Here is a 26753-nt window from a genome sequence, read left to right on the forward strand (position 1 = left end):
AGTCGGCAAAGCCGCCCAACGCACTGGCTCGGCTACACAGACAAAACCCGCCTGCGCGGGTTCATAACCCTTGATTTTTTGTTAGTCCGCGTAGGCGGACTTCGTTTTTATAGCCGCGAATTCCATTCGTCGGGGCTAGATGCAAGATATGTGTTAACGCACTATTTTATGACATAATAGATAGTTCATTATATTTACATTTAAATAGATTACACAAATGGCTAAAACTGACAAAATTAACTTTTCTACTCCTAGCGGTTTTCCTGAATTCTTACCTAGTGAAAAACGCTTGGAATTATATTTACTAGATACCATCCGTAGAGTTTATGAAAGCTATGGATTTACACCTATAGAAACCCCAGCAGTTGAAAGGTTAGAAGTATTACAAGCTAAAGGTAATCAAGGCGACAATATTATTTATGGCATCGACCCAATTTTACCACCCAATCGCCAAGCCGAAAGAGATAAAGCCGGTGAAACAGGTTCAGAAGCAAGGGCTTTAAAATTTGACCAAACTGTTCCCTTAGCAGCGTATATTGCCCGTCACTTAAATGAATTAACTTTCCCGTTTGCTCGTTATCAAATGGATGTCGTATTTCGGGGAGAACGTGCTAAAGATGGACGTTTTCGCCAATTTCGTCAGTGTGATATTGATGTCATTGCACGGCGGGAACTCAGCTTATTATATGACGCGCAAATGCCTGCAATTATCACCGAAATATTTGAGGCAGTGAATATTGGTGACTTTTTAATTCGCATCAATAACCGCAAAATCTTAACTGGCTTTTTCCAGTCATTAGGTATTGCCGAAACTCAAATTAAAACCTGTATTAGTATTATTGATAACTTAGAAAAAATTGGCGAAACTAAAGTCAAACAAGAATTAGAAAAAGAAGGTATATCAGCAGAAAACACACAAAAAATTATTGATTTCATCAAAATTGATGGCAATGTTGATGAAGTATTAGATAAACTTAAACACCTGTCACAAAACTTACCAACAGCCGAGCAATTTAGTTTAGGGGTTACAGAATTAGAAACAGTAATTACAGGTGTGCGTAACTTGGGAGTTCCCGATAAACGTTTTTGTATTGATTTAGCGATCGCCCGTGGTTTAAATTACTATACAGGCACAGTTTACGAAACTACCCTCATCGGTCATGAAGCATTAGGCAGTATCTGTTCTGGCGGCAGATACGAAGAATTAGTCGGGATGTTCATCGGCGAAAAAATGCCAGGAGTTGGTATTTCTATCGGCTTAACTCGCTTAATTAGCAGACTACTCAAAGCGGGTATTTTAAAGACTCTACCTGCTACACCAGCACAAGTAGTAGTAGTTAATATGCAGGAAGATTTAATGCCGACTTATTTAAAAGTATCCCAACAGTTACGCCAAGCAGGTATTAATGTTATTACCAACTTTGAAAAACGCCCATTAGGTAAACAATTCCAAGCCGCAGATAAACAAGGAATTAGATTTTGTGTAATCATCGGTGCTGATGAAGCAGCCGCCCAAAAATCATCGCTTAAGGATTTGCAAACAGGCGAACAAATAGAAGTAGCACTAGCAGATTTATCTGGAGAAGTTAAACATAGATTAGAGCTTTGATTAAACGTTGAGTTAACCGTGCAATTAATTATTTTTATTGGGATACAAGCAAGCGGAAAATCAACCTTCTACAGTCAACGGTTTTCTGATACTCACATCAGAATCAATCTCGATATGCTCAAAACGAGACACAGAGAAAAGCGATTGATAGAAACTTGTCTGGAAATTGGTCAACCATTTGTTGTAGATAATACAAATCCTACACCTGAAGAGCGAGAACGCTACATTTTGTTAGCCAAAAATCAAGGATTTCGGATTACTGGCTATTATTTTGAATCAAAAATTGCCGATTCAATTCAACGTAATCAAAATCGCAAACCAGAACAGCAGGTACCAGATAAAGGTATTAGAGGAACATACTCACGTTTGATACTTCCCAAATATGAAGAAGGTTTTGACGAACTCTATTATGTTCGGTTAATACCAAAAGGAGAATTTGCTGTACAGGAGTGGCTCGATGAAGTTTGAAGAGTTAGACGCAAGACTGAGAATTTTTGAAACAGCCCACGATTTATGTGTATTGCCTGGGCTATTTATGGTTGCTCGAATTGATGGGCGTAACTTTACTCGCTTGACAAAGGAAACTCACAAATTTGCAGCTCCCTTTGATCCTCAATTTCGAGATTATATGGTGTCTACAGTAGAACACCTAATGAATTGTGGATTCCGGATCATTTATGGCTATACGCAAAGTGATGAAATCTCACTTCTATTCCACCGAGATGAGGAAAGTTTTAGTCGCAAATTGCGGAAACTCAACTCTATTTTGGCAGGAGAGGCAAGTGCAAAGCTTTCACTTCTACTCAATAGCATTGCCGCCTTTGATTGTCGAATTTCTCAGCTTCCTACCTTAAATCTATTAGTCGATTACTTTCGCTGGCGGAATGAAGACGCTCATCGCAATGCCTTAAATGCTCACTGTTACTGGATGCTACGCAAAGCAGGTGAAAGTGCCGTAACTGCTACAGAAAAGCTTGATAGGCTTTCAGTCATTGATAAAAATGAATTACTTTACCAGCAAGCAAACATCAATTTTAATAACTTACCTAATTGGCAGAAACGAGGTATAGGACTATATTGGGAATCCTATCAAAAGGAAGCAACCAATCCCCAAACGGGAGAGAAAGTCTTGGCGATGAGAAGACGCATCAAAGTTGATATGGATTTGGCGATGAAAGATGATTACAGTAAATTTGTCCGGGATATTGTACTGCGGGAGCATCCTGATCTTGAATTTAGGAAGCTAGAGAATTAAATGCTGGAGAATGAAAGTAAATGATGCTGTGAAGAAAACAATTTGTGATGCACAGCCTTTAAAATTCTCGCAAGAGTCTGCCACAGCCATAAACTTGATCGTGAATGTCATTTTGGCGTAGGGCGTACCACCAAGTAGCGGCGTTGACAGCAATTACTGGTTTAGCGATCGCTCGCTCCATTTCATCCGCCAATCGGAGCATACTTAAATTAGTCCCCATCTGTACAATTGCCTCTACATCATCACCATCAAGTTCCTGAAGATGTGTTCTTAAAGTATTTTCAGATACCTCTGCAATGGAAATAGCCGTAGGACAACGGAGACTTTTAAGACGTACAACTTCTATGCCAATGTCGCTAAAAAAGCGGCGGATTTTATCATCAGCTACGGCTTGGTAAGGGGTAATGACAGCGATTTTCTTTACTTGCAAGGCTGCCAGTGCTGCCTGATAAGCCGAAGCACAAGAAGTCACCTTGATACCAGCATAATCTTCAACTCGCTTGATAAACTCAATGTTGCCTGTTTTACCTTCCCAAAAAGTTTCCGCACTCATCGCCATAATCAGGTAATCGACACCCGCAGTCATCACCCGATCAATTGCCGAAAACATTTCTTGGGCGATCGCCTCCAAAAGCTGTACCATCTTTTCATCACTACTCAAATCCTGGTTTCTCAGATAAATCCGCGATGTATGAGAAGTCACCTCAGGCACAGCCATCGTATGAAAATCAGGTTCGACAATCGTATTTGTACTAGGCGCAAGCACGCCAAATTTCTTTCGCCATCCTAACGCATCTGTCATTGTTCACTACTCAGTACATAAAAGATTGACTGTAGCTTATGGTAGTTTAAAGTTACGGCATATTATTGCAATATGTAAACTTTACTTCATGACTGGAGAGCAGAACCTTGGGTATAGAACTACGCAGTTTCGTATTTCTTGATAGCTTGCAGCCGCAACACGCAGCTTATATGGGAACAGTAGCTCAAGGTTTCTTGCCCTTACCAGGAGACACATCATTGTGGATTGAAATTTCTCCTGGGATTGAAATCAATAAAATTACTGATGTCGCCTTAAAATCCGCCTCTGTTCGTCCCGGAGTCCAAGTAGTTGAGCGATTATACGGTTTATTAGAAGTTCATTCTGGTTCCCAAGGAGAAACACGCACCGCAGGTCAAGCTATTTTGGATCTGTTAGGAGTCAAGCGTGAAGAATGTCTCAAACCGCGTGTTGTGTCTAGTCAAATTATCCGTAATATTGACGCTTACCAAACACAACTAATCAATCGTACCCGTCGCGGACAATTGCTATTAGCGGGACAAACTTTATATGTCTTAGAAGTGGAACCTGCTGCTTATGCTGCATTAGCCGCTAACGAAGCCGAAAAAGCGGCGGCGATTAATATTTTAGAGGTACAAGCTGTAGGAAGTTTTGGCAGGTTGTATTTAGGTGGACAAGAACAAGATATTCTAGCAGGAGCGAGGGGAGCGTTAACCGCGATTGAAAGTGTAGCTGGTCGGACAAATCCCAATAGTGGCCGCCAGGAGTAAAGGAGAGAAAATGGCAAATCAAGAGCATCTGGTTTTACTGAGAGCCGGTGCAGTTACCTGGAGTGAATGGAGACAGAAAAATCCGCAAATTCAACCAGACCTCAGTGCTGCGAACTTGCAAGGAGATAACCTCAGAGGTGCAAATCTTTATCAAGCCGACTTGACCAAAGCAGATTTGAGTCAGGCTTTATTGGTACGTGCAAATCTGAACAGTGCAGATTTTAGTGGCGCAAATCTGGAACAAGCCAAGCTCATTGAAGCCAATTTAAGTGGAGCTAACTTGAGTGTGGCTAACTTAAAGGGTGCAACGCTAACCCAGGCAAATTTGAGTCATGCCAACTTGATTGGTGCGGATTTAAGTGAAGCAAATTTGAAAGAAGCTGCGATCGCCCATGCTATCCTAATCGGCACAGACCTCAAAGATGCTAACCTCAAAAGTGCTGATTTGGGTGCAGCCAAACTCATCCGCGCTAACCTCGCCTACGCTAACTTGATTGAAGCCAACTTGATTGCAGCCGATCTCAGTAAAGCCAACCTCTACAAAGCCGATTTAATTGGGGCTTATCTATACAAAACAGATTTATGTAATGCGAATCTCAGCTATGCTTACTTGGTTAGTGCATATATGTTGCACGCTAACCTCAGTGAAGCTGATTTAACAGGTGCAAACTTAAGCTGGGCAAATCTGCAAGGCGCAAATTTGTCTGGCGCAAATTTGTCTGGCGCTAACCTTACTGGTACTAAACTGCGCGGCGCTAATCTTATCGGTGCAAATCTTGAGGATGCGATCGTACCTGAAGTATGTCGTTAATTTTGTGATAGTGGGTGGGGAGACAAGGGAGACAAGGGAGACAAGGGGGACTTTCAAGGGTAGGGATGGGAGGATGGTGAAGAAATCTTTCCCCCCACACTTCCCACACTTCCCACACTCCCCACACTTCCCACACTTCCCACACTCCCCACACTCCCCACACTTCCCACACTCCCCACACTTCCCACACTTCCCACACTCCCCACACTTCCCACACTCCCCACACCCATACGTGAGAACTATGGTAAGCAGAACTTACCGATGAGTTACTTTATCCTCACAACTTCCTCAAATTATTTTTTTATAAATAACAGTGTGAGACCTAAGAACTAATTATTGATCATAAATTTTGCCAGCAACACTAAGGGAAATCAAGCTCAAAATACCAGATTTTGAGAATTAATTGAATTTATCAATCTTGATATTAAATGTGTTGTAATAAAACTTGCTAATGCCCAGACAGTAAGAGGTTCTTAGATATCACTATCTGTTATGGAAACTCTATTATGCTAGACACATTGTTAAATTCAGCAACATCTCTCTCTGCGGCTCAAGAAGAAGCTTTAGTTTTACCTTTAAAAAATGTGGGAATTGCAGATATCCCGTTAGTTGGCGGTAAAAATGCTTCTTTAGGAGAAATGATCCAGCAATTACGGCGTAAGGGAGTCAAAGTGCCAACAGGCTTTGCGACAACTGCTTTTGCTTACCGCTACTTTATTTCTGCGGCTGGAATTGAAAGACAACTCAGAGAGATATTTGCCGATTTAAATGTGGAGGATGTACAAAATCTGCGGCAATGCGGCAAAAAGGCGAGAATGTTGATGTTGCAAACTCCATTTCCGCCAGAATTACAAGCAGCGATCGCTCAATCTTATCAAAATCTTTGCCAAGAATACGGTGCTGATACTGATGTTGCTGTGCGTTCTAGCGCCACCGCCGAAGATTTACCCGATGCCAGTTTTGCAGGTCAACAAGAAACTTATTTAAATGTCCACGGACTGCAAGCCGTTTTAGAAGCCTGTCATAAGTGTTTTGCCTCAATTTTTACCGACCGTGCAATTTCTTATCGCCAAATTAAAGGCTTTGATCACTTTAATATCGCTTTATCAGTTGGCGTACAAAAAATGGTGCGCTCGGATTTGGCGGTGTCTGGTGTAATGTTTTCTATTGATACCGAAACAGGTTTTAAAGATGCCGCTTTAATTACCGCCGCTTACGGTCTTGGTGAAAACGTCGTTCAAGGTGCTGTCAACCCCGATGAATATTTGGTATTTAAACCAACTCTCAAACAAGGTTATCGCCCAATTATTCAAAAGCGCCTAGGTACGAAAGAAATCAAAATGGTCTATGACCTAGAAGGCTTGAAATTAACTAAAAATGTCTCTGTCCCACCAGCAGAACGAAATCAATACGCCCTCAATGATGAAGAAATTCTCCAATTAGCAAACTGGGCTTGCATTATTGAAGAACATTATTCCCAAGTGCGGGGAACTTACACGCCGATGGATATTGAATGGGCGAAAGATGGTTTGACCAATGAATTATTTATTGTGCAAGCCCGTCCAGAAACAGTCCAATCGCAAAAAACCAAAAATGTTCTCAAACAATATCAACTCAAAGACAAGGGAGAGGTACTCTTAACAGGTCGCAGTGTTGGCGAGATGATTGGCCAAGGTAAAGCCAGAGTTATTTTAGATGTCCATCAAATTAACCAGTTTCAACCAGGAGAAGTACTAGTTACTAACCGCACTGACCCTGATTGGGAACCAATTATGAAACGGGCGAGTGCTATTGTCACCAATTCTGGCGGTAGGACTTGTCATGCAGCAATTATCGCCAGAGAAATGGGAATCCCGGCAATTGTCGGTTGTGGGAATGCAACGACTGTGTTAAAAACTGGGCAAGAAATTACTGTGAGTTGTGCTGAAGGTGAAACGGGGAAAGTCTATCAAGGTTTATTACCTTACGAAGTCCAAGAATTGCCTTTAGAAAAATTGCCCCGCACACGTACACAAATCATGATGAATTTGGCGAACCCCGAAGAGGCTTTGGGTTTAACGGCGATTCCGAATGATGGTGTGGGATTAGCTAGGATGGAATTTATTATTAATAATCACATCAAAGCTCATCCACTGGCGTTAATTCACTTTGAGCAGTTAGAAGATGAATTGGCAAGATACAAAATTACTGAGTTAACTGCCCAATACGAAGATAAAGCTAAATTCTTTGTTGATAAACTAGCCCAAGGTATCGGCACGATCGCCGCAGCTTTTTATCCTAAACCTGTGATTGTCCGGCTATCAGATTTCAAGAGTAACGAATACGCTAATCTCTTGGGTGGTAAGCAATTTGAACCCAAAGAAGAAAACCCGATGATTGGGTGGCGTGGTGCTTCGCGTTATTATGACCCCCGCTATAGTGAAGGTTTCGCCCTAGAATGTCAGGCCATGAAGCGAGTCAGGGATGAGATGGGTTTAACTAACGTCATTCTGATGATTCCTTTCTGTCGGACTCCCCAAGAAGGTAAACGTGTGTTAGCAGAAATGGCACAACATGGTTTGGTGCGTGGAGTCAACGGGCTGCAAGTTTATGTAATGTGTGAATTGCCCAGTAATGTGCAACTTGCAGATAAATTTAGTGAAATCTTTGATGGTTTTTCGATTGGTTCCAATGATTTAACGCAGTTAACCTTGGGACTTGACAGAGATTCAGAATTAGTCGCCCATTTATTTGATGAACGGGATGAAGCAGTAACAAGAACCATTGCCAATGCGATCACCACTGTTAAGCAATATGGTCGCAAAATTGGGATTTGTGGTCAAGCACCAAGCGACTATCCAGAATTTGCCCGCTTCTTAGTTGAACAAGGAATTGATTCTATCAGTCTCAATCCTGACTCGGTACTCAAGACTCTCTTAGAAATTGCCAAAGCGGAAGAACAAGAATAAATGAAGTCTGAAACTGTCAGAATTCAATAATATTCTTCCTACTCCCCCCACTGCCTAATCTCACATGATGTAGAGACTTTGTATACAACGTCTCTACAAACTTGACTTATACAGTTCTGCCATTTTTATTTTTTTTCAATCATCAGCATCAATCATATTTGATTCTTTCAACAACCTACACCTATACACTTTTTACTTTTTTAACTTCATAACCCAATACAGTTCAGTTAAGAGAATAGTAGGTTGGGTGTAGCGATAGCGTAACACAACAAAGTCTTGAGAATGCTACACCTATACACTTTTTTCTTATAACCAAGAGATAAATGACAAAAAACTTTAAATTTATGTTCAAGAAAATTTTAGTAGCTGTTAATAATTCAGAAATTGGTCATCATGTTTTTGAACAAGCTTTATCATTGGCAAAATTAACTAATGCTGAGTTAATGATATTGCAAGTTATTTCTCCTTTTAATGATGAATTTCTCAAAACTTCGACAACGGAAATACATAGCCGTTATACATCATCCCAGAGCCAAAATGTAGAATATTATTTAGGAGAATGGGATAAATTAAAACAACAAGGTGTTGAGTTTTTAACATTACTGACAAATCAAGCGATCGCCAAAGGTATAGCAGCAGAATTTACCCAAGAATTAGGTGATCCTGGTCGCATGATTTGTGAGGTGGCTAAAAATTACCATGTTGATGTCATAGTGATCGGTCGGCGCGGTTTGAGTGGAATTGGTGAATTATTTCTGGGTAGCGTGAGTAATTATGTTTTACATCATGCGCCTTGTTCAGTTCTGACAGTTCTCAATTATGCGTGAATTGGTATGAGATTTTAGCAGAAACTTATTGTGCTTGATTAACGTCGTGTAGGCAGAGCATTTTAACCAATATCAAAAATTATGAACCGAAAGCAAATAATTTTGATTGCTTGTGCTGTGAGTTTATTATCTGTTGGTGCGATCGCTACAAGACAGATCGAATCAAAATCTACTGATGAAGTATTGGTGAAAAATTTGACACAGCAAATTGCTAAACTAGAGGTAAAACAAGCACTTTTAGCATCTATATATACACAAGATGCACCACAATTTACTCAGGTGATTGCAGAAAAAGTAAATTTAGCACAACGTCTGGAACAATTACAGTCGCAGAGTTATAAAACTCAAGTTGTGGTTGCTACAACCAATGCTCTAGAGTCAAAACTAGGGGAATTAGAAGTAGAATATGCAAAAGACCGCTCAAAACTGAGTGAACATCATCCTGTGCAGCAAATCCGCCAATCACAGATGAATAACATCCGTCAACGTCTGATAGCATTGCATTAGTATTGGCAATAGTGTAGCTGATTTGATGAATGCGATCACTCCTGGGTTAAATAACGAGAAAACCGTGTCAGAAGGTACTCTTCCAATTGCCTAAAATTGATATCTTCCTGTTAACAGCGAAAGTGTTGTCAGGTAGATGAATGACAAGAATTAATGGATTTATTGGTCGCCGTAACTTTTTGAAATTTGCCGGGACAGGTAGTTTAGCGATCGCGGCTACAACGATTGGTGGTAGTTTAATAGGTAGTATTCAGCAAACTGCGATCGCTGATGTTAATCCAGCTAATCCAAATCCAGTTAACCCTAGTCAGGCTCTAAAACTTTTGCTGGATGGTAATCAACGCTTTATCCAATACAAACGCCAATATCCCCATCAATCATTGGCACGTTTACAATTAGTAGCCAAAGCACAGTACCCTTTTGCCGCTATTTTAGGTTGTGCTGACTCTAGAGTTCCAACAGAAATTATTTTCGACCAAGGCCTAGGAGATTTATTTGTGGTGCGCGTTGCTGGGAACGTCGCCAGTGACGTGATTATCGGTAGCTTGGAATATACTACAGCCGTACTCGGTACACAACTAATTGTGGTGTTGGGTCATACAAAATGTGGTGCTGTAGCAGCAGCCATGAAAAATGAATCCATGCCTGGTATGATTAGCAACGTAGCGGAAAGTATTAAACCTGCATTAACCAAATTTAATTCCACTGAAGCAGTCATTGCCAATGTGCAGTATCAGTCAAAAAAAATACAACAAAATTCGCCAATATTAAATCAATTGCTACAAGCCAGTAAACTCCAAATAATTGGTGCTTGCTACGATATTGATACTGGCAAGGTGAATGTAATTACTTAAATTATCAGGTAGAGATAGCAATTTTATTTGATTTGTGGACATCCTACCACTTCAGATCCCCGACTTCTTCAAGAAGTCGGGGATTTTGTCGTTCACCAATAATTTTAAGTGCGATCAATGCTGTTGATTTCTGCCGTACACTAATTTGTGACTTAAGTCTTGTGTACATAGAAAAATTAACCATAGATTAAATCCATACTTAATCATATTATTCTTATATGAAAATTATGTTTAGCAACACTACACCACTCTGATATATTTCAGTAAATGACAAACATTGAAAATTTCTAAGTTAAATCAACAATTTTATCTTTACTTAAAAGACAAAACGTGCTTTAAAGCGATCGCGTCTTTTGGTACAACGATTTAACTTGGTTTTGAAAACAGCAACTTAGCAAAAATTTACTGTTGTGAGTGAGGTAGATTTATGAGCAGAATTAATGGATTTGTTGGGCGGCGTAATTTTTTGAAATTAGCAGGTATAGGCAGTGTTGCTGTTGGTGCTAGTGCCACTAGCAGTATAATTTGGCAAGAAGAACAAGCTATTGCCCAACAACCATCTAAACCTGAACCAAAACCTCAAATAGTAGATCCCCAAGAAGCTTTAAAAACATTAATGGATGGAAACAAAAGATTTATAGAAGATAAACGCATGAATCCAAATCAATCAAAATTGCGTTTACAAGAAATTTCTGCGGGTCAATATCCGTTTGCAGCAATACTAGGCTGTGGAGATTCTAGAGTTCCAGCCGAAATTGTTTTTGATCAGGGATTTGGGGACTTATTTATTGTACGGGTAGCTGGTAATATTGTTAGCCCAGAAGGTATTGGTAGCTTAGAATTTGCCACGGCTGTATTAGGTGCGCCATTAATAGTAGTTTTAGGACATACAAAATGTGGTGCAGTCTCAGCTGCTGTTAAAGGTGACCCACTTCCTGGTAGAATTGGTGCTTTTGTGGAAGAAATAAAACCAGCCGTAGAAATGGTGAGAAATAAACCAGGTAATTTAGAAGATAATTCTGTAATCGCTAATGTTCAATATCAGGTAAAAAGGTTAGAAGAAAGTTCAACAATTTTAAGAAGTCTGATCAAAGAAAAGAAACTAAAAATTGCTGGCGGTCGTTATGAGATAGCAACCGGAAAAGTTACTATGGTAGCTTGATGATTTGAGTTGCTGAGTGGAAAAACTGCATAAATTCAGAATTGATATTATTAGGGTGGACATGATTCACCCTATTTATTTAAATTTGGTCATTATTCATTTGGATTGACAAAGGACAAGGGACAAATGATTAATGACAATCTCCACTTTTAGAATATGCCACTTGAATTTACATCAGCTGATGATCGTCATTGGATTACAAGTTAGAAACGCTTTATCCATCTGATTGCGATCGCCTAATTAGCAGTGTAGTGGAAGTTAAGCAACCTTTAATATCCTTTATTGACAAACAGAGTCGAAACTTTTAAGAAATGAACCGCAGATGAAGGCAGATGGACGCAGATGGGAACTAAACGAGATTACGGAAAAAATCATTGGTAGTGCGTTTACAGTAGGAAAAGGTTTAGGTTGTGGATTCTTAGAAAAAGTTTATGAAAATGCTTTGGCTCATGAATTGAGAAAAGCCGAACTATTAGTAGAACAACAGTATGCAATAGAGGTACGATATGACGGAGTTGTAGTTGGCCAATTTTTTGCCGACATAGTAGTTGAGAAATGTGTGCTAGTAGAACTAAAAGCAGTAAGGACTATAGACGAAAATCATTTTGCACAATGCCTCAACTACCTCAAAGCAACAGGCCTAACTGTATGCTTATTAATTAACTTTGGCAATTCCAGAGTCGAATTCAAACGAGTAGTTCGTAACTTCTGAATGATTCTCAACACATAACGAAGAATACATCCTCTTTATCCGCGTCCATCTGCGGTTAAATTTTTCTATGAATATTAAACCACAACACATCCAAATGATCCGCAACCACGCCGAAAGCACCTACCCCGAAGAATGCTGCGGAATTATCCTGGGTTATCTAGAAAATCAGATTAAAACCGTCGTTGAAATTATCCCTACAGAAAATGCTTGGAGTGCTGAGTCAGCGAACTTCGCCCCTCACACAGAACGCAGCGAAACCAGCAGATATGCGATCGCACCCCAAGATATGTTACAAATACAAAAATCAGCGCGGGATAAATCATTAAACATAATTGGAATTTATCACTCCCACCCTGATCACCCCGCAATTCCTTCCGAATGCGATCGCCAGTATGCTTGGCCTGCATACTCGTATATAATAGTTTCCGTTCAAAATGGCCAAGCTGGCGAACTCCTCAGTTGGAGTCTAAATGACCAGCATCAGTTTCAACCAGAGACAATTGATACCATAAATTTAGCTACTTAAGTTAAATAAACACATCATTTTTCGATAGGATTAATGATCCGCTCTTCCACAGCACAACTGCTATGTTAAATCCCAACCTGGAAGAAATCCAGCTAACTAAAGACGACTACGAACGATACTCTCGCCACCTGATTTTGCCAGAAGTCGGTGTCGAAGGGCAAAAACGCTTAAAAGCCGCCAGTGTATTATGTATCGGTACAGGCGGTTTAGGTGCGCCACTGCTGTTATACCTCGCAGCAGCAGGTATCGGCCGTATTGGTATTGTGGATTTTGATGTTGTTGATACTTCTAACCTGCAACGTCAAGTTATTCACGGTACTTCTTGGGTAGGTAAACCCAAAATTGAATCAGCAAAAAACCGCATTCACGAAATTAACCCTCATTGTCAGGTTGATTTATACGAAACTCGTCTGAGTTCCGAAAACGCCCTCGATATTATTAGACCTTACGATATCGTCGTGGATGGAACTGATAACTTCCCCACGAGATATCTAGTCAACGATGCTTGTGTATTGCTGAACAAGCCCAATGTTTACGGTTCAATTTTCCGGTTTGAAGGTCAAGCAACAGTATTTAACTACGAAGGCGGGCCGAACTACCGTGACTTGTATCCCGAACCACCACCACCAGGGATGGTTCCTTCCTGTGCAGAAGGCGGCGTTTTGGGCATTTTACCCGGAATGATTGGGGTCATCCAAGCCACGGAAACGGTCAAAATTATTCTCGGCACTGGTAATACTTTAAGCGGTAGGCTATTGCTATACAACGCCCTGGAGATGAAATTCCGGGAGTTGAAACTGCGTCCTAACCCCATCCGCCCAGTCATTGAACAGCTGATAGACTACGAACAATTCTGCGGTATTCCCCAAGCCAAGGCGGAAGAAGCCAAACAACAGCAAGAAATTGCCGAAATGACTGTGACAGAATTAAAAGCATTGCTAGATAGTGGTGCGAAAGATTTTGTCTTGTTGGATGTGCGTAACCCCCACGAATACGACATTGCGAAAATTCCTGGTTCGGTATTAGTACCACTACCAGATATTGAAAATGGTCATGGCGTAGCTAAGGTGAAAGAAGTCCTCAACGGACACCGCTTGATTGCTCATTGTAAGATGGGCGGTCGTTCTGCCAAAGCCCTCAGCATCCTCAAGGAAGCAGGAATTGTTGGTACAAATGTCAAAGGCGGGATCACCGCATGGAGTCGAGAAGTTGATTCTTCGGTTCCTGAATATTAAGAATCATCTGTCAATTAAGCAGAAAAAATTAGGGGGGAGGTAATATAAATTACTTCCCCTTTCTCTGTTATGAGTATTGCGCGATCGCCTGCCCAGGTTTTATGGTTGCAAGTATTAGCGTTAGCAGCCGTACAAGGGTCAATTAGTCTGGCTTGGTTAATTTACAATTCATATTTACCCCAACTACTGACGCAGTTTGGTTTTTCTGCATCTTTGGCGGCTGGTTTGCTAGTGGTTGAAAATGCTTTGAGTGCAGTCTTAGAACCTTTAATGGGTGGACTTTCCGATAAATCTCAGCGTTGGGTAGGAAGTCGCTTTCCCTTCATCTCTGTGGGTGTGATTCTTTCATCCACCCTGTTCATTGCAATACCCTGTATTGTAACTTTTGTCCAGCCGACGGTAATTATGCGATCGCTTTTACCGCTAACTCTGGTAGCCTGGGCATTAGCCATGACTATATTTCGCAGTCCGGCTATGGCTTTATTGTGGAAATACGCCACACCATCCCAGTTACCATCAGCCGTGAGTGTTGTGACTGTGGTTGGGGGTACAATTGGGGCATTTCGACCTATAGCAAATCAATATATTCTGAGTTTTGGGGCAGTTTTCGCCTTTGCAATTGCTTCAGTGGTGATGCTGGCGGTGGCTGGGCTGTTACGTTGGTTAAACCCTCCCGAAACACCAAATCTTCAGCCGGAAACTACAACCGCTAAATTACCTTATTTCACATTGAGTTTAATTTTTACCACTGGTATCGGTGTCGCCTGGGGTACAAGGCTATTAATGAACACCTTAACGCAATTGCTCAAGCTACAATTTTCTGGTCAAAACATTGACATGCTACTAGTTTACATTGGGCTGGCGATCGCCATCTCTGCCTTACCAGCCGGAGTTTTTGCAGTCAAACTCGGTAATAGTCGGGCAATGCTAGTGGGTGTAGTTGCCACAATTATTTCCATCTTAGCGATCGCTTTTACAGGTGCTATCTTACCGTTAATTGTTTTGTTAGTACTAAGTTTTAGTACCATTATCAATGGTGTAATTCCTTTAGCTTTGGAATTAATGCCTCCCAGTTTGGGAGGTTTGGGTATAGGGACTTACTTTGGTGGGTTTGCTTTAGCTATGAGTTTATTTGGCTGGTTATTTCCCCAAGCTGCAAAAATCACACCTATAAATAGCAGTTTGTTTTGTGCTTTAGCTTTCTTGTTAGTAGGTATTTGCGTCACAACTGCTAATCAAGGGTTTAAGAAAGAAGTGTAGAAGTATAGGTATTTCAAAACTCTTACACCCAGTCTCAACAGACGACCTTGGCGTTTAAATCCTAAGTCAAATCCCATAACTACGATGATATGGCTTAAGCAAGGTCTTGGCTTGATAAACATAAACAACATTTACTACTTCTCCACTCCGACGCAGCACGATTTGTTCAATTTCTTCCAAGCTGCGAAAATGATGGCGATAACTAGCCATTAAATCTTGTCTTAAATTAAATGGTGCAGTTGTAATATATAGCGCGTCTTTACCTACCCATTGTTCCGCCGTAGACCAAAAAGCAAAACCACGGTTATCATTGCCAATATCAAAACAAGTAATCGGAATTTGTGCTAAAGGTTGCAACGCCATCGCAATTGGGCCTGCTACATAATAGCGATTAGTAAATATAAAACTAGAATTTTGCAGCGCATTTTTCAAAACTGGAGATTCACGAAATTTCTCTCGTAGTTGTTGAACATCAATTAATTCTGTGGAAGGATCATTTTTTACAGGTAAAAACCCACCAAATAAAGCATACTGACTAGGTTTTTGGAATATGCCGATAGTTAATTGCAGCAATAAAATCAGCATAATACTAGCAACTATAATTCCTGAACCTAAAAGCCAGCGCCGCACCCAACGCGATGATTTCTGCTCCCAAATTACAACTTGTTGTCCTAATAATAAAGTAATTCCCCAAAATCCTGGCATTGCCCAAGCTGGTAAAATTTGTCTGTATCCTCCAATAAAAGTGAAGCCTAAAATTAAAGGTAGAGATAGCCAGAAAATTAAGAGTTTAGCGGGATATAAATCATCTTGATAAGTTAATGATTTTTGTGCCAAAATTTGCTGAGTTTTTCTAATAACTGGCTGTAAACTAATATGCCATAGTGGGAAACCTATGGTGGGAAATAAATAAGCTACTTGAGCTAAAGCAACTAATAATACATTTAGTAAATTGTAGCCACTTTGAGGTACGGCTCTTGCTGATTGAAAACTAAAAGATACCCAATCATGCTGCATATTCCAGAACACAATCGGGGAGATGGTGATCATAAATAATCCTAAACTGAACCATGCCCAGGGCGATCGCACTACAACCCGATGCGGTGGACTAGTTACACAAAAACCAACTAACCCCAGTCCTAAAATAAACCCATGATATTTACTATTACAGGCTAACCCAACCAAAATTCCCAAAATAGCTAAACGGTAACTGGGAATATATAAAGGTCGTCGGAGAAACTCAGCTACCGCACAATATAAACTAGCCGACCAAAACAAAATTAAGGGACTGTCTGGTAAACTCAATACACCAAAACCAACTTGAAAAATTGGGCTGATGGTAGCAATGGCCAAAGTAAACACAGCCGCCTTGACAGAAAATATTCTTTGACTAGTTAAATATAAAAATATCAAACTACCTGTATAGCAAAGTGTCGCGCCTAAACGAATGGTAAATTGTGAAACTTCTCCCGTTAACCAAGTTCCAAAACCAGTCGTGAGGGCGACTATCGCTGGATGATCAAAATAGCTCCAGTCGAGATGTAAACTGTAAATATAGTAGTACGCTTCATCAAAGGTAGGGTAAAGCCAAAAAGCAATTATGGCTCTAAATAATAATCCTCCGACCAACAAAAAAAGCACTGATTGATGAGCTTTTTTAGTCAACCACTTTTGAGATATTTGCATTTATTTAGATTTTATTTTTACTATGCACCCCAAATCATAAACTCCCGCTTGCTCAAATAAATACAATATCCGCAAAATCTCTCAAAAAAATTCTGATTAATGACCTTTTCCCGCACCCAAATATAATTCACCTACTTTCGGGTCTGTTAATAATTGTTGACCAGGGCCAGAAATCGCATCCCGTCCAGACTCCAGGACATAACCGCGATGAGCCATTTCTAGGGCTTTACGCGCATTTTGTTCTACCAGTACGATCGCAGTACCACTTTGGTTAATTTGTTTAATCTGCTCAAATACTTGGGTGACAAGAATTGGAGACAAAGCCGCCGAAGGTTCATCCAACAGTAATAAACTGGGTTCTAACATCAACGCTTTACCCATTGCCAGCATTTGCCGTTCTCCACCAGAGAGTGTACCAGCCCGTTGCCTGCGGCGATCGCTCAATTTGGGAAACATTGCAAATATTTTATCTTTCACAGGCTTTAATGGCGCATTACTCACAAACGCCCCCATTTCTAAATTCTCTTCCACACTCAAAGACGGAAAAACATTGGCAATTTGGGGTACATAGGACAAGCCTTTTTTGACAATTTGATTTGACTTTAGTCCAGCAATATTCTCACCCTTAAAGGTAATTGTGCCTGTATGGGGTGTTAACAACCCAAAAATAGTTTTTGCCAAAGTGGACTTTCCCGCACCGTTGGGGCCAATTACCGTCACCAATTCTCCAACTTCTACCCGAAAATTAACACCTTGCAAAATATCCACATCTTTGATGTAACCAGCATGGACATTTGTAACTTCGAGTATTGGGGCAGAGTGATCAACTGAACCTGACATACAATCCTTGAATTAATTGAATTTTATGATGCTATGCGATCGCATAAATTTTAACTTGAGTTCGTTCAATTAAAATTTTGACCTCTACCCCAACGGCTATAGGGTGTTTACGTTCCGCCCCAAAAACATTATTATTGAAACTTATTTTTGCGCCGATGACGTACTACCATATATATCCCCGCCAAAGATAATACAGCTAGACCACTCGGTTCAGGAACGGGAGGTGCTGGTCGTGAGATAATTAATTCCCCAGTTGCTAACTCACCATTGTCTCCGACTTCGCCGATGTAAAGATATAGCGGACTATTGGTAGTAATAGGACTTTTGAGCTTGAATTCAACTTGACCATGATTTCCCAAGCTGAAAAATCCAAAAATTCTTGTAGGGTCAGTAGTAGCGTTAGCATCAAAATTTCCTAGGGTAGCCACCGCATTGTTAACATTACCACCTGTAGTTCCAAACAATTCTGGTGATGTAGGCGGACGCTGGCTTCCGGGGGTGAGGATAGTTCCTGTGGGACTAAAATCAAACAAGTCTAATGCTGAGATGGTATTCACATCTGCTGCCCTATCAACAGCAGTGTAGCTCAGTTTAATGGCATCTAAATCAAAACCAGTGACATTACCAGGAGAGCCAGCATTACCATCACTGATATCTTTAATTACAATAGAAGCAATCTTACCAAAGTTAATTGCCGGAATTTCCGCTCGTAGAACGGCGGTAGTTGCAGGAGAACCACCTGTGACCCCTGTTAGCTTAGTAAAGCCAAGCGCGATCGTTGCGGCTGTTGCACTTTGACTTGAAATCAAGCTAATAGCTAAGGTAGCTATACTAGACGTTAAAAACTTAACACTAGGAAAACTACTTAGTTGTTTCATGAATTTCAATATCTTTCTTTCAGATAAATACAAATATTTACTGATGTGTCAGATTTAGCTGAGGATGCTAACTGAGGTAATCAACTAGAAAGTCTATCAGATGTGACCAAGAAGATATCAAAATTATATAAATTTTTTATATGTAAGATTAAAAATTAAAAGTCTGCTTAACAGTTTCGATGAAACTGACTTTACTAACGCAACATTCATTGCGGTGTAGACCTAGCAGGGGTGTAGGGTGCAAGGGGGAGAAATTCTCCCCTCCCTTGGATCTGAGTCCCCTTTCTTGTGGCGGAAAGTCTTGGTGCGGTAACGCCTCACCACAGACAGCCTCTGTTCCCCGTTAAGGTGTTTTCTGCAAATCAGGTCGTTCTTCTTGAACGATCGCACCTGTTACTGGGCATACTTGGAAACATATTCCACAATCAATACAGGTAGAAAAATCAATCCAGTACCAATCGGTTCCTTGCACATTTTTGCCTGGCCCTGGATGGATGCAGGCTACAGGACAAGCATCTACGCAGTCAGCAACACCTTCACAAACATCAGTCACAATTGAATGTGGCATTTGATAGATTCCCTCTCTTTAGTGATCAAGTCAATGGTTATTGGTCATTGGTCATTGGCTATTTTTATTTACAAATAACAAATGACAAATGATTATTGACTAATACTTTCTATTGTGGGTGAGCCATCGGCTTTAATCCAAGCGATTTGAGCAATTCGGCGATCGCTGGCATACTGACGAATAGCTTGTGCATCTTTTCCCCCCAATTCCATTTCGACTATGACTAGGTGAGTAGAATCACGGAGTTTTTGAGCATAAGCAAAAGCCGCGGCTTCCGCACTTTCGGTTTCTGGTACTACTAACCAGTTACTAGCGGGGATATCTTGGGGTAATTGCTGGCTCGATAACAGAACTTGGTGTAAATCCTCAATATTGAGAACAAAACCAATTCCGGGGATGTTTTCGCCTTGGGGATGATACAGTCCTAAAAGTTGGTCATAGCGACCACCCCGCCCTAAAACTGTGGCTGGATAATCGCTGTTGTGGACAATTTCAAAGACAATACCTGTGTAATAGTCAATGGTTTGGATCAAACTCAGATCCAAGATGATGGGAAACTTTCTTTCTGATTCCAGTAACTCTACCAGCGATTTCAGATGATTGACAGCAGCTTGCTGTTCTGCATCCAAACCCAGGCTACTGACTTTTTGTAATACATCTTGACTTTTACCGCGCAGGTCGAGCATGATTCTGGCGCGATCGCGTAAATCTTCGCTCAAGGGCAAAGTATCGATAGTCACGCGATCAAGATGAGCGATCGCTTGACGTACTTTTGCTTGTACATTAGCCGGAAAAGCCTGTAAAAGCGAGCGAGTAATTCCCGCTTCGCCTAAAACTATCTGCCAATCACGCAAACCTAAAGCATCTAAACAATCACCCACCAACAGCATTACTTCAGCATTAGCTCGCAATCCACCAACACCTAAAAGTTCCACGCCAGCTTGATAAAACTCTTGCTGACGATTGTGGCGATTTTCCCAAATTCGCCGGAAGACATTGGCATGATAATAAAGTCGTTGCGGATAAGTGACACCTTCCATACGCGACACTACAGCACGCGCAATCGAAGCTGTCAATTCTGGACGCAAGCCTAATTCTTCATCTTCAGAATTTTGCAGTTGAATCACCATCTGGCGTTGAATTGCTTCCCCCGCCATCAAAGTGTCCATCCGTTCCAGCGTTGAGGTAATAATCTTGTGATATCCCCAACGATGGAACACTTGTTGTAACCTATCTTCAATCCAGCGTTTTTGAGCTACATCTAAAGGTAATAAATCCCTTGCTCCCGCTGCTGGTTGATACACCATTATTTTTTATTCCCACCAAACAAACCGCCAAATAAACCTCCACCTCCTGATTTATCTGGTTGTGTGCCAGTTTTGGCAGATGGAGTCGCTTTAGAACCACCGGATTGTTGACCCAAAGCTTTATCTATTTTAGGTTTCCATGCGCTCGCTGTTTGGTCATTTGGATCTAATTTTAAAGCATTGTCAAAATGAATCTTGGCCATTTTGAGTTGATTTTGCTTTAAATAGACCAAGCCAATCAAGCTATGACAACGGCTACTCTTGGGAGCCAGTTTCAGCGCGTCTTGCAATTCAACTTTCGCTTGAGCAAATTGGTTTTTATCAATTAAAGTTTGCGCCCGCCGAATATATTGTTCTACTGCTGCGTCTTCTTTGGGTGGCGCTGGTGGTGGTGGGGGTGCAGCAGCTGTATTTTGGGGTGTGTTAGCTGTTGATGTGGGAGATTTCTGTGCAGGCGCTTGGTTAGAGAAAGCCTTACCAGCACTCCGCATTAAATAAACCAAGTTCAACTCGCTAATTTGAGCAACAATAGGGATGACTTGCTGTAGGGAAGTGAATTGAGTTTCAGCAATTTTAGCGATCGCAGTTTTATAGGAATGATCAATATTGGGAGCCGCAGCTAGTTGTCTACCTAAATCTGTGGTAAGTTCTATCGAGCTTGACTCTTGTACCAAACGCTTACCCATTTGGGACAAAATTATCATGTATTCTGTGCGGGTGCGATCGTTAGATAGGGCTTCATAAGCTGGGTTAACCAACTTCGATAATAATTCACTAGCTAACTTCTTTTCCCCAGGCGAGGCAGAAGCATTACTGTCAGGATGCAAACGCCGGGCAATTTGCAGATAACGCTTCCGAATGTCTTTCACATCCGCATCCACCGTAACGCACAAGACTGCGTGATGATCTATAAAGTCATATTTAAACAATCCACGATCTATTTTTAGCGACATAGGTTGGTCTTGCACCAAAGGATTCATAAGATTCCTTCTAGTTTACTTCGCTCACTCAGTGGATTGTCAGTAGCAATTTTTCATTTATTCCATAGCCAAGGGTCAATATTTTCTATGATCCTCACACTGATGCAGATAATGTCTTTTTCAAAACCCGTAATTTGGTCTACGGACTAAAACCACTGCTTAAAGACAAGGTATGACAATATTTTTCTCCTAAAAACCCAAAAACAGCCTGTTTTTCGGCTACACTGAGCAATTTCTCATGGCGGGATTGAGTATAATTTTACTGTGAAATTTTAGACATTTAACTTCCTTCGACCAAGCTCAGTACCAGCAGTTCGTCCGCGCCTGATTCTCTGTACTCCCTGTTAAACACCTAAATATCGCAGCAAAATCGATTCAAGCTGCATGATCCGAATTGGCTTTACAAGATAGTCATACTTTTCTGGTTGTAGATTATTTAATTCTGTCCAATCATTGACCTGTGGGTGTAAATTTAATCGCATTGGTCATTAAGTTAATTAGCATTTGTTTACAGCGACGAATATCAACTCGACAAATTTCTGCCTGCGGGTCAATTTCGCTGATCAGTTTTAACCCTTTTTCTTGGGCTTGATCACTTACTGTCGAAATGGCATAATTACATAAATCTAATACTGATACAGTTGATAAATGTAGTTCTTCCTTGCCTGATTCTACCTTTGATAAATCAAGAATATCGTTGATGATTGCTAATAAATGTTCGCCGCTACTATATATACAACTAACGTATTCTTGTTGTTTCTCATTTAAAGCGCCAACCATTTCTTGTTGTAACAACTGCGATAAGCCCATAATTGCATTTAACGGAGTTCGCAGTTCATGGCTCATTGTCGCCAAAAATTCGTTTTTGGCGCGATTACCAGCTTCTGCGGCTGCTTGAGACGCACGCAGTTTTAATTCTGTTTGTTTACGTTCTGTAATATCTTCAATAATTGCCAAGAAAAACTCTGGTGTAGCAGTACTCCCAGGAATCATCGAAATCGAGAGTTTAGTCCACACTAACTGACCATTTTTGTGGCGGAAGTGTTTTTCGATTTCAATGCGATCGCGCATTCCTGCTACTAATTGTTTATATAGCTCTAAATCTCCTTTCTGGGTCGCAATATAATCAATAAAATACTTTCCATAAAGTTCTTCCCGGCTGTATCCCAGCATTTGAGATAGCGCCGGATTAATATCTACTATTTGGGCTTTTATATCTGCAATTCCGATCCCAATGGATGAACGCTCAAAAATTGCGCGAAATTGTGCTTCACTTTTGCTGAGAGCTTCTTGTACAATGTGGCGATCGCTGGCTTCTATTGCTAAAGCGACAAAATCAGCGATTGAACTAGCAAAATGTTCTTCTTCAACAGTCCATTGGCGCATTTCACCACAATGTTCATGACAAACTACTCCTACTACACGTCCTCCTAACCAAATAGGCGCATCTAGGAATGATGTAATGCCAAATGCTTTTAAATAAGATGCTGCTAATTCTTGGGTTCTCTGGTCGTTCATTGCATCCTTTATAGCCAGACTGCGTTCCATTTCTAAACTTTGGAAATAATTAGGATAACTTGCTTTTAATAAAGTCTGACCTGATACATGGATGTTTTTCCGCACATCATACAAATTACTACACTCTATTGCGGTGTTATCCGCAGTGTATAACCATACACCTACTCGCTCAACCGACAGTGTTTTTGCTGCTACCTCTGTAATTTCTTGTAGTGTTGTCTGGAGATTGCCAGTTTGGAATGTCTTACTCCTGGCTAACTGCACTAAGGATTGAATTTGCTTGCGCTGCTCGTTGTCTCTAATCTGCACAATCTCTGCTTGACCATCATTAACCACTGCTAACTGCATCTAATACACCTGTTAAGTAATTACCATGTCTGAGGGAGTTATCACAAAAACAGAACTATCTTTTATAACTACAAATACTCCAGAGGATTTTTCAGAACAGGATAGTATATTTTTTTTCATCAAACTCTTTGAGTACAGTGCAATACTTATTACTAAAATTACATTATTATTAGTTATGTAAGTTTGGCAATCCTCTGGTATATAACTACGTACGGAATGGCTGTTTGTTAAAAATTTTATGATTTGAAGAGATCATTTCCATATAGCTACTATGCTATTAACCAGTTCATACAGTTACAACATGCTTTTTATCAGCAACTTGATGATTGATGTCTCATACCTAATACCATAGAAAGCCAAAGAATAGCATCACTCCTGAAGACGATATCGCCTAAAATCAAAGATAATTAGGTATGAGAAGATTTTGATGTATGGCACTTTCTCAAATAGTCAATTTGCCCAGTTAATTATGACGCTCATAACTTGTGGCATTCTCCTACGGAAAGATACTTAATTATTTGAAGTTTGTAAAAATTGAACTGGCAGCAGATGTTCGGGAGATAAAGCAATGACTAATAGCAATCTCAGAATTGTCTCTTTAATACCAAGTGCAACGGAGATTTTAGCCACACTGGGGTTAACTGATGCAATTGTAGGGCGATCGCATGAATGTGACTATCCGCCAGATATTCAAAATGTTCCTATATGCACAGAAGCACGCTTTAATATTGATGTTCCTAGCAGCGACATTCACACTAAAGTCAATGATTTATTGCAATCAGCATTGAGTATTTATCACATCAAAACCGATGTTTTAGAACAGTTACAACCGACTCACATTCTCACCCAAGACCAATGTGATGTTTGTGCCGTCAGCTTGCCAGAAGTGGAAAAAGCTGTTAGTAATTTCATCTCAACTTCGCCAAAAATTATTTCTTTACAACCTAATCTTCTGGAAGATGTTTGGACTGATATTGAACAAGTTGCTCATATCTTTGATGTAGACTCAGTAAAATTACTGGAAAACCTAGAAGCCAGAGTTAAAATCGTCCAACAAAAAATCCAAGGGTTAGCACTCAATGAACTGCCAAAAATTGCTTGTATCGAGTGGACAGATCCTTTGATGACAGGCGCAAACTGGATTCCCGAACTAGTCAACTTTGCAGGCGGACAATCGCTGTTTAGCCATCCCGGTAAACCTTCTGCAACCTTGGAATGGCAAACATTCATCGCCAGTAATCCCGATGTAATTGTATTTATGCCTTGTGGCTTTGATTTAATTCGCACTCGCCAAGAAGCTGAATTACTAACTCAACGTTCCGAATGGCAAAAACTCCACGCCAGCCAAACAGGTAGAGTTTATATTACTGATGGTAATGCTTACTTTAACCGTCCCGGCCCAAGATTAGTGGATTCTTTAGAAATTCTTGCAGAAATTTTGCATCCAGAAATTTTTGACTATGGTTACAAAGGTACTGCTTGGGACATTTTGTAAAAGTGCTGAGTTCTGAGTTCTGAGTTCTGAGTAATGATTTTTTAGGTAGTCTAAAAAACAAATTGAATATTTTTGATTAACTCAACAAACCTCTATCTCCCTTGTCCACCTTGTCCCTCTTGTCTCCCTTCCCTTGTCCCCCTGATCCTAACCCCTCTGAATAGCCACATGATTGAGCCATTCAATTAAAGGTCTTAAAGTTCCGGGTAAGGCTGCTTCACTCACAATTACTGTGTGCTGTTTATCGTTATCTTCTACAGTTAACCTATACTGAAAGCGATCGCTCTGGGGATTTGGCGAGGGAATTTGTGCAGGTAAGCGAAATAAATCCGCCGCTTGGACTAATAATGGTAGTTCTTTAGCTTCCTTTGGTGGAAGATTGTTGGTGTCTAGAGTTGTTTTCTTCGTTATTCCAGCAAAGCCACCTGTGCGTTCAAATGTGATCCGCATTGTTTTGCTCTCCGTTGTATATAAAAACTGGGAGAAAATAACTATCTTCCCTCAGTTTAGCAACAATGAAAATAAGTCAGAAGTCAGAATCCAGAAGTTAGCAGAACTTAGATCAAATTAAAAAATGATTGCGACAGATGGATGGCTCAAAAGCTTACCGATCAACCCTTACCCAATCCAAAATCTAAAATCTAAAATCCAAAATGGTATTAGACGTTGAGATTGGGTGTATGGGTTTTTGCTCACATACACAGTCCGTTCTGTATTCTGGCTTCTGACTCCTGAATTCTGCTTAAATTACTCCTACTTTTTGCCAAGCATTCTGTACAGCTTTTTGTTCTGGACTATCTGTACCGTAGAGTTCTCCTGCAACTTGGATGGTGACGTTAGCGGCGGTTTTAAATTGTGCTTGGTTACGCAAGCGATCGCGTAAAGCAATATACCAAATTTTCCCGGCTTTTTCCCAAGCATAACCACCAATTTCCATTGCGGCTAAATAAAAGGCATAGTTGGGAATACCAGAATTGATATGCACACCCGCATTATCTTCCCAGCCCATAAACTTATTCCGCATGTGGGCTGGTTGCGGATCTTTGCCCAACACAGGATCATCATAAGCTGTTCCTGGGGCTTTCATCGAGCGAATACCAATACCTTTAACACCGGGCGCTAATAGACCTTCACCAATAATCCAGTCTGCTTGGTCGGCTGTTTGATTTTTTAATCTTTGTTTGACCAAGGAACCAAAAACATCCGAAAATGATTCGTTCAACGCCCCTGGTTCACCATAATATTGCAGACCAGCTTCGTATTGAGTGACTCCATGTGTTAACTCATGTCCAATAATATCAACGCATTTTGTGAAGCGTTGAAACAGTTCACCATCGCCATCGCCATAGACCATTTGATCACCGTTCCAAAAGGCGTTGTCGTATTTAACACCATAATGTACGGTAGAGTCTAAACGTAAACCCTTATCATCAATTGAGTTGCGTTCAAATACTTCATAATATAAGTCATAAGTAGCACCAGCAGCGTCGTAAGCTTCATTTACTGCTTCATCAGTGCTTGGCGGATCACCTTCACCACGTACTAAAGTACCTGGAAGTTGCTGTCCATTTTTCGCGTCGTAGATAGTGCGTCGCTTCTCACCCGGAGAAGGAGAGAAGAAAATATTCCCAACAACATTCCGTCGCCCACGGAACTGTGCGGAAACATTTAAGGTATGAAATGCCCAAGAACGTTGCTGCGGATTACCATTCACAGCCACATTTTCTAGCATGTGAGGTGGCAAAATACAACAAATAGGACATCTTGTGTAAATTGAATGCTGCAATTTAAAACCTGATGATTTTTTCTTACGCGCCATATAAGATATTCTCCTTCAAAAAAACTAAGCGATCGCTATGCTAATTCATGCAATCAA

General features: G+C 40.6%; 25 protein-coding genes and 1 pseudogene. 15 read left to right on the forward strand and 11 right to left on the reverse strand.

Going from position 1 to position 26753, the window contains the following annotated elements; genetic code table 11:
• Positions 1–217 precede the first annotated feature (217 nt).
• From hisS to H6G74_RS01800, 3 genes are read left to right on the forward strand one after another with little or no spacing between them, the layout of a single operon-like run.
• Positions 218–1609, forward strand: coding sequence for a histidine--tRNA ligase (gene hisS, locus H6G74_RS01790; protein ID WP_190966014.1), 1392 nt, complete (start codon positions 218–220; stop codon positions 1607–1609).
• An 18-nt stretch (positions 1610–1627) separates the two neighbouring features.
• On the forward strand, positions 1628–2077 hold the full coding sequence (locus tag H6G74_RS01795; protein WP_190966015.1) for an AAA family ATPase: 450 nt from the start codon (positions 1628–1630) through the stop codon (positions 2075–2077).
• Positions 2067–2864 carry a tRNA(His) guanylyltransferase Thg1 family protein gene (locus tag H6G74_RS01800; protein WP_190966016.1) on the forward strand — a complete coding sequence of 266 codons (798 nt, stop codon included), beginning with the start codon at positions 2067–2069 and terminating at the stop codon, positions 2862–2864. Before H6G74_RS01795 ends, H6G74_RS01800 begins: the two co-directional genes overlap by 11 nt.
• Positions 2865–2922: 58 nt before the next feature.
• On the opposite strand, the gene H6G74_RS01805 is transcribed toward H6G74_RS01800, so the two are convergent.
• Positions 2923–3666 (reverse strand): maleate cis-trans isomerase family protein, encoded by a 744-nt coding sequence (locus tag H6G74_RS01805; RefSeq protein WP_190966017.1) that lies wholly within the window; start codon positions 3664–3666, stop codon positions 2923–2925.
• Between the two features lie 107 nt (positions 3667–3773).
• Here H6G74_RS01805 and H6G74_RS01810 point away from each other — a divergent pair, with 107 nt between their 5' ends.
• Together H6G74_RS01810 and H6G74_RS01815 are read left to right on the forward strand one after the other, a co-directional pair.
• Complete coding sequence (locus H6G74_RS01810) at positions 3774–4415, forward strand: hypothetical protein (RefSeq protein ID WP_190592583.1); 642 nt, start codon at positions 3774–3776, stop codon at positions 4413–4415.
• A 10-nt stretch (positions 4416–4425) separates the two neighbouring features.
• Positions 4426–5226, forward strand: a complete 801-nt coding sequence (locus H6G74_RS01815) for a pentapeptide repeat-containing protein (protein ID WP_190966018.1) — start codon at positions 4426–4428, stop codon at positions 5224–5226.
• Between the two features lie 53 nt (positions 5227–5279).
• Here the strand turns inward: H6G74_RS01815 and H6G74_RS01820 are convergent, their stop codons facing one another.
• Complete coding sequence (locus H6G74_RS01820; protein WP_190966019.1) at positions 5280–5456, reverse strand: hypothetical protein; 177 nt, start codon at positions 5454–5456, stop codon at positions 5280–5282.
• A 276-nt stretch (positions 5457–5732) separates the two neighbouring features.
• Here H6G74_RS01820 and ppsA point away from each other — a divergent pair, with 276 nt between their 5' ends.
• From ppsA to H6G74_RS01865, 9 genes are all read left to right on the forward strand, one after another.
• The gene (gene ppsA / locus H6G74_RS01825) at positions 5733–8174 is read left to right on the forward strand and encodes a phosphoenolpyruvate synthase (RefSeq protein WP_190966020.1); all 2442 of its coding nucleotides are present in this window, start codon (positions 5733–5735) and stop codon (positions 8172–8174) included.
• Between the two features lie 344 nt (positions 8175–8518).
• The gene (locus tag H6G74_RS01830; protein WP_190966021.1) at positions 8519–9001 is read left to right on the forward strand and encodes a universal stress protein; all 483 of its coding nucleotides are present in this window, start codon (positions 8519–8521) and stop codon (positions 8999–9001) included.
• 81 nt (positions 9002–9082) lie between these two features.
• Positions 9083–9508, forward strand: coding sequence for a hypothetical protein (locus H6G74_RS01835; RefSeq protein ID WP_190966022.1), 426 nt, complete (start codon positions 9083–9085; stop codon positions 9506–9508).
• 140 nt (positions 9509–9648) lie between these two features.
• Positions 9649–10362 (forward strand): carbonic anhydrase, encoded by a 714-nt coding sequence (locus H6G74_RS01840; RefSeq protein WP_190966023.1) that lies wholly within the window; start codon positions 9649–9651, stop codon positions 10360–10362.
• 427 nt (positions 10363–10789) lie between these two features.
• Positions 10790–11524 carry a carbonic anhydrase gene (locus tag H6G74_RS01845; RefSeq protein WP_190966024.1) on the forward strand — a complete coding sequence of 245 codons (735 nt, stop codon included), beginning with the start codon at positions 10790–10792 and terminating at the stop codon, positions 11522–11524.
• Positions 11525–11846: 322 nt separating this feature from the next.
• Positions 11847–12236: a GxxExxY protein gene (locus tag H6G74_RS01850; protein WP_190966025.1), complete on the forward strand. Its 390-nt coding sequence runs from the start codon at positions 11847–11849 to the stop codon at positions 12234–12236.
• 67 nt (positions 12237–12303) lie between these two features.
• Positions 12304–12762, forward strand: coding sequence for a Mov34/MPN/PAD-1 family protein (locus H6G74_RS01855; protein WP_190966026.1), 459 nt, complete (start codon positions 12304–12306; stop codon positions 12760–12762).
• Positions 12763–12824: 62 nt separating this feature from the next.
• Entirely contained in the window at positions 12825–13997 is a 1173-nt protein-coding gene (gene moeB, locus H6G74_RS01860) for a molybdopterin-synthase adenylyltransferase MoeB (protein ID WP_190966027.1), read from the forward strand.
• Positions 13998–14066: 69 nt separating this feature from the next.
• Positions 14067–15257 carry an MFS transporter gene (locus H6G74_RS01865; RefSeq protein WP_190966028.1) on the forward strand — a complete coding sequence of 397 codons (1191 nt, stop codon included), beginning with the start codon at positions 14067–14069 and terminating at the stop codon, positions 15255–15257.
• 66 nt (positions 15258–15323) lie between these two features.
• Here the strand turns inward: H6G74_RS01865 and H6G74_RS01870 are convergent, their stop codons facing one another.
• The 7 genes and pseudogenes from H6G74_RS01870 to H6G74_RS01900 form a co-directional block, all read right to left on the reverse strand.
• Positions 15324–16943, reverse strand: a complete 1620-nt coding sequence (locus H6G74_RS01870) for an ArnT family glycosyltransferase (protein ID WP_190966029.1) — start codon at positions 16941–16943, stop codon at positions 15324–15326.
• A gap of 96 nt (positions 16944–17039) precedes the next feature.
• Complete coding sequence (locus tag H6G74_RS01875; protein WP_190966030.1) at positions 17040–17783, reverse strand: ABC transporter ATP-binding protein; 744 nt, start codon at positions 17781–17783, stop codon at positions 17040–17042.
• Between the two features lie 131 nt (positions 17784–17914).
• Positions 17915–18661: a PEP-CTERM sorting domain-containing protein gene (locus H6G74_RS01880; protein WP_190966031.1), complete on the reverse strand. Its 747-nt coding sequence runs from the start codon at positions 18659–18661 to the stop codon at positions 17915–17917.
• A 343-nt stretch (positions 18662–19004) separates the two neighbouring features.
• The gene (locus H6G74_RS01885; protein WP_190966032.1) at positions 19005–19229 is read right to left on the reverse strand and encodes an indolepyruvate ferredoxin oxidoreductase subunit alpha; all 225 of its coding nucleotides are present in this window, start codon (positions 19227–19229) and stop codon (positions 19005–19007) included.
• A gap of 92 nt (positions 19230–19321) precedes the next feature.
• Positions 19322–20536, reverse strand: coding sequence for an ATP phosphoribosyltransferase regulatory subunit (locus H6G74_RS01890; RefSeq protein ID WP_190966033.1), 1215 nt, complete (start codon positions 20534–20536; stop codon positions 19322–19324).
• On the reverse strand, positions 20536–21489 hold the full coding sequence (locus H6G74_RS01895; RefSeq protein WP_190966034.1) for a J domain-containing protein: 954 nt from the start codon (positions 21487–21489) through the stop codon (positions 20536–20538). The genes H6G74_RS01890 and H6G74_RS01895 overlap by 1 nt, the downstream gene beginning before the upstream one ends.
• A gap of 480 nt (positions 21490–21969) precedes the next feature.
• Positions 21970–23382, reverse strand: a pseudogene (locus H6G74_RS01900) (PAS domain S-box protein); the annotation flags it as partial.
• A gap of 568 nt (positions 23383–23950) precedes the next feature.
• Between H6G74_RS01900 and H6G74_RS01905 the strand changes: the two are divergent.
• Positions 23951–24877: a cobalamin-binding protein gene (locus tag H6G74_RS01905; RefSeq protein WP_190966036.1), complete on the forward strand. Its 927-nt coding sequence runs from the start codon at positions 23951–23953 to the stop codon at positions 24875–24877.
• 147 nt (positions 24878–25024) lie between these two features.
• On the opposite strand, the gene H6G74_RS01910 is transcribed toward H6G74_RS01905, so the two are convergent.
• Together H6G74_RS01910 and H6G74_RS01915 are read right to left on the reverse strand one after the other, a co-directional pair.
• Positions 25025–25327: a protealysin inhibitor emfourin gene (locus H6G74_RS01910; RefSeq protein ID WP_190966037.1), complete on the reverse strand. Its 303-nt coding sequence runs from the start codon at positions 25325–25327 to the stop codon at positions 25025–25027.
• Positions 25328–25619: 292 nt separating this feature from the next.
• The gene (locus H6G74_RS01915) at positions 25620–26696 is read right to left on the reverse strand and encodes a M4 family metallopeptidase (protein WP_190966038.1); all 1077 of its coding nucleotides are present in this window, start codon (positions 26694–26696) and stop codon (positions 25620–25622) included.
• Between the last annotated feature and the right edge of the window lie 57 nt (positions 26697–26753).

Source organism: Nostoc spongiaeforme FACHB-130 (genome assembly GCF_014698475.1).
GTDB lineage: Bacteria > Cyanobacteriota > Cyanobacteriia > Cyanobacteriales > Nostocaceae > Nostoc_B > Nostoc_B spongiaeforme.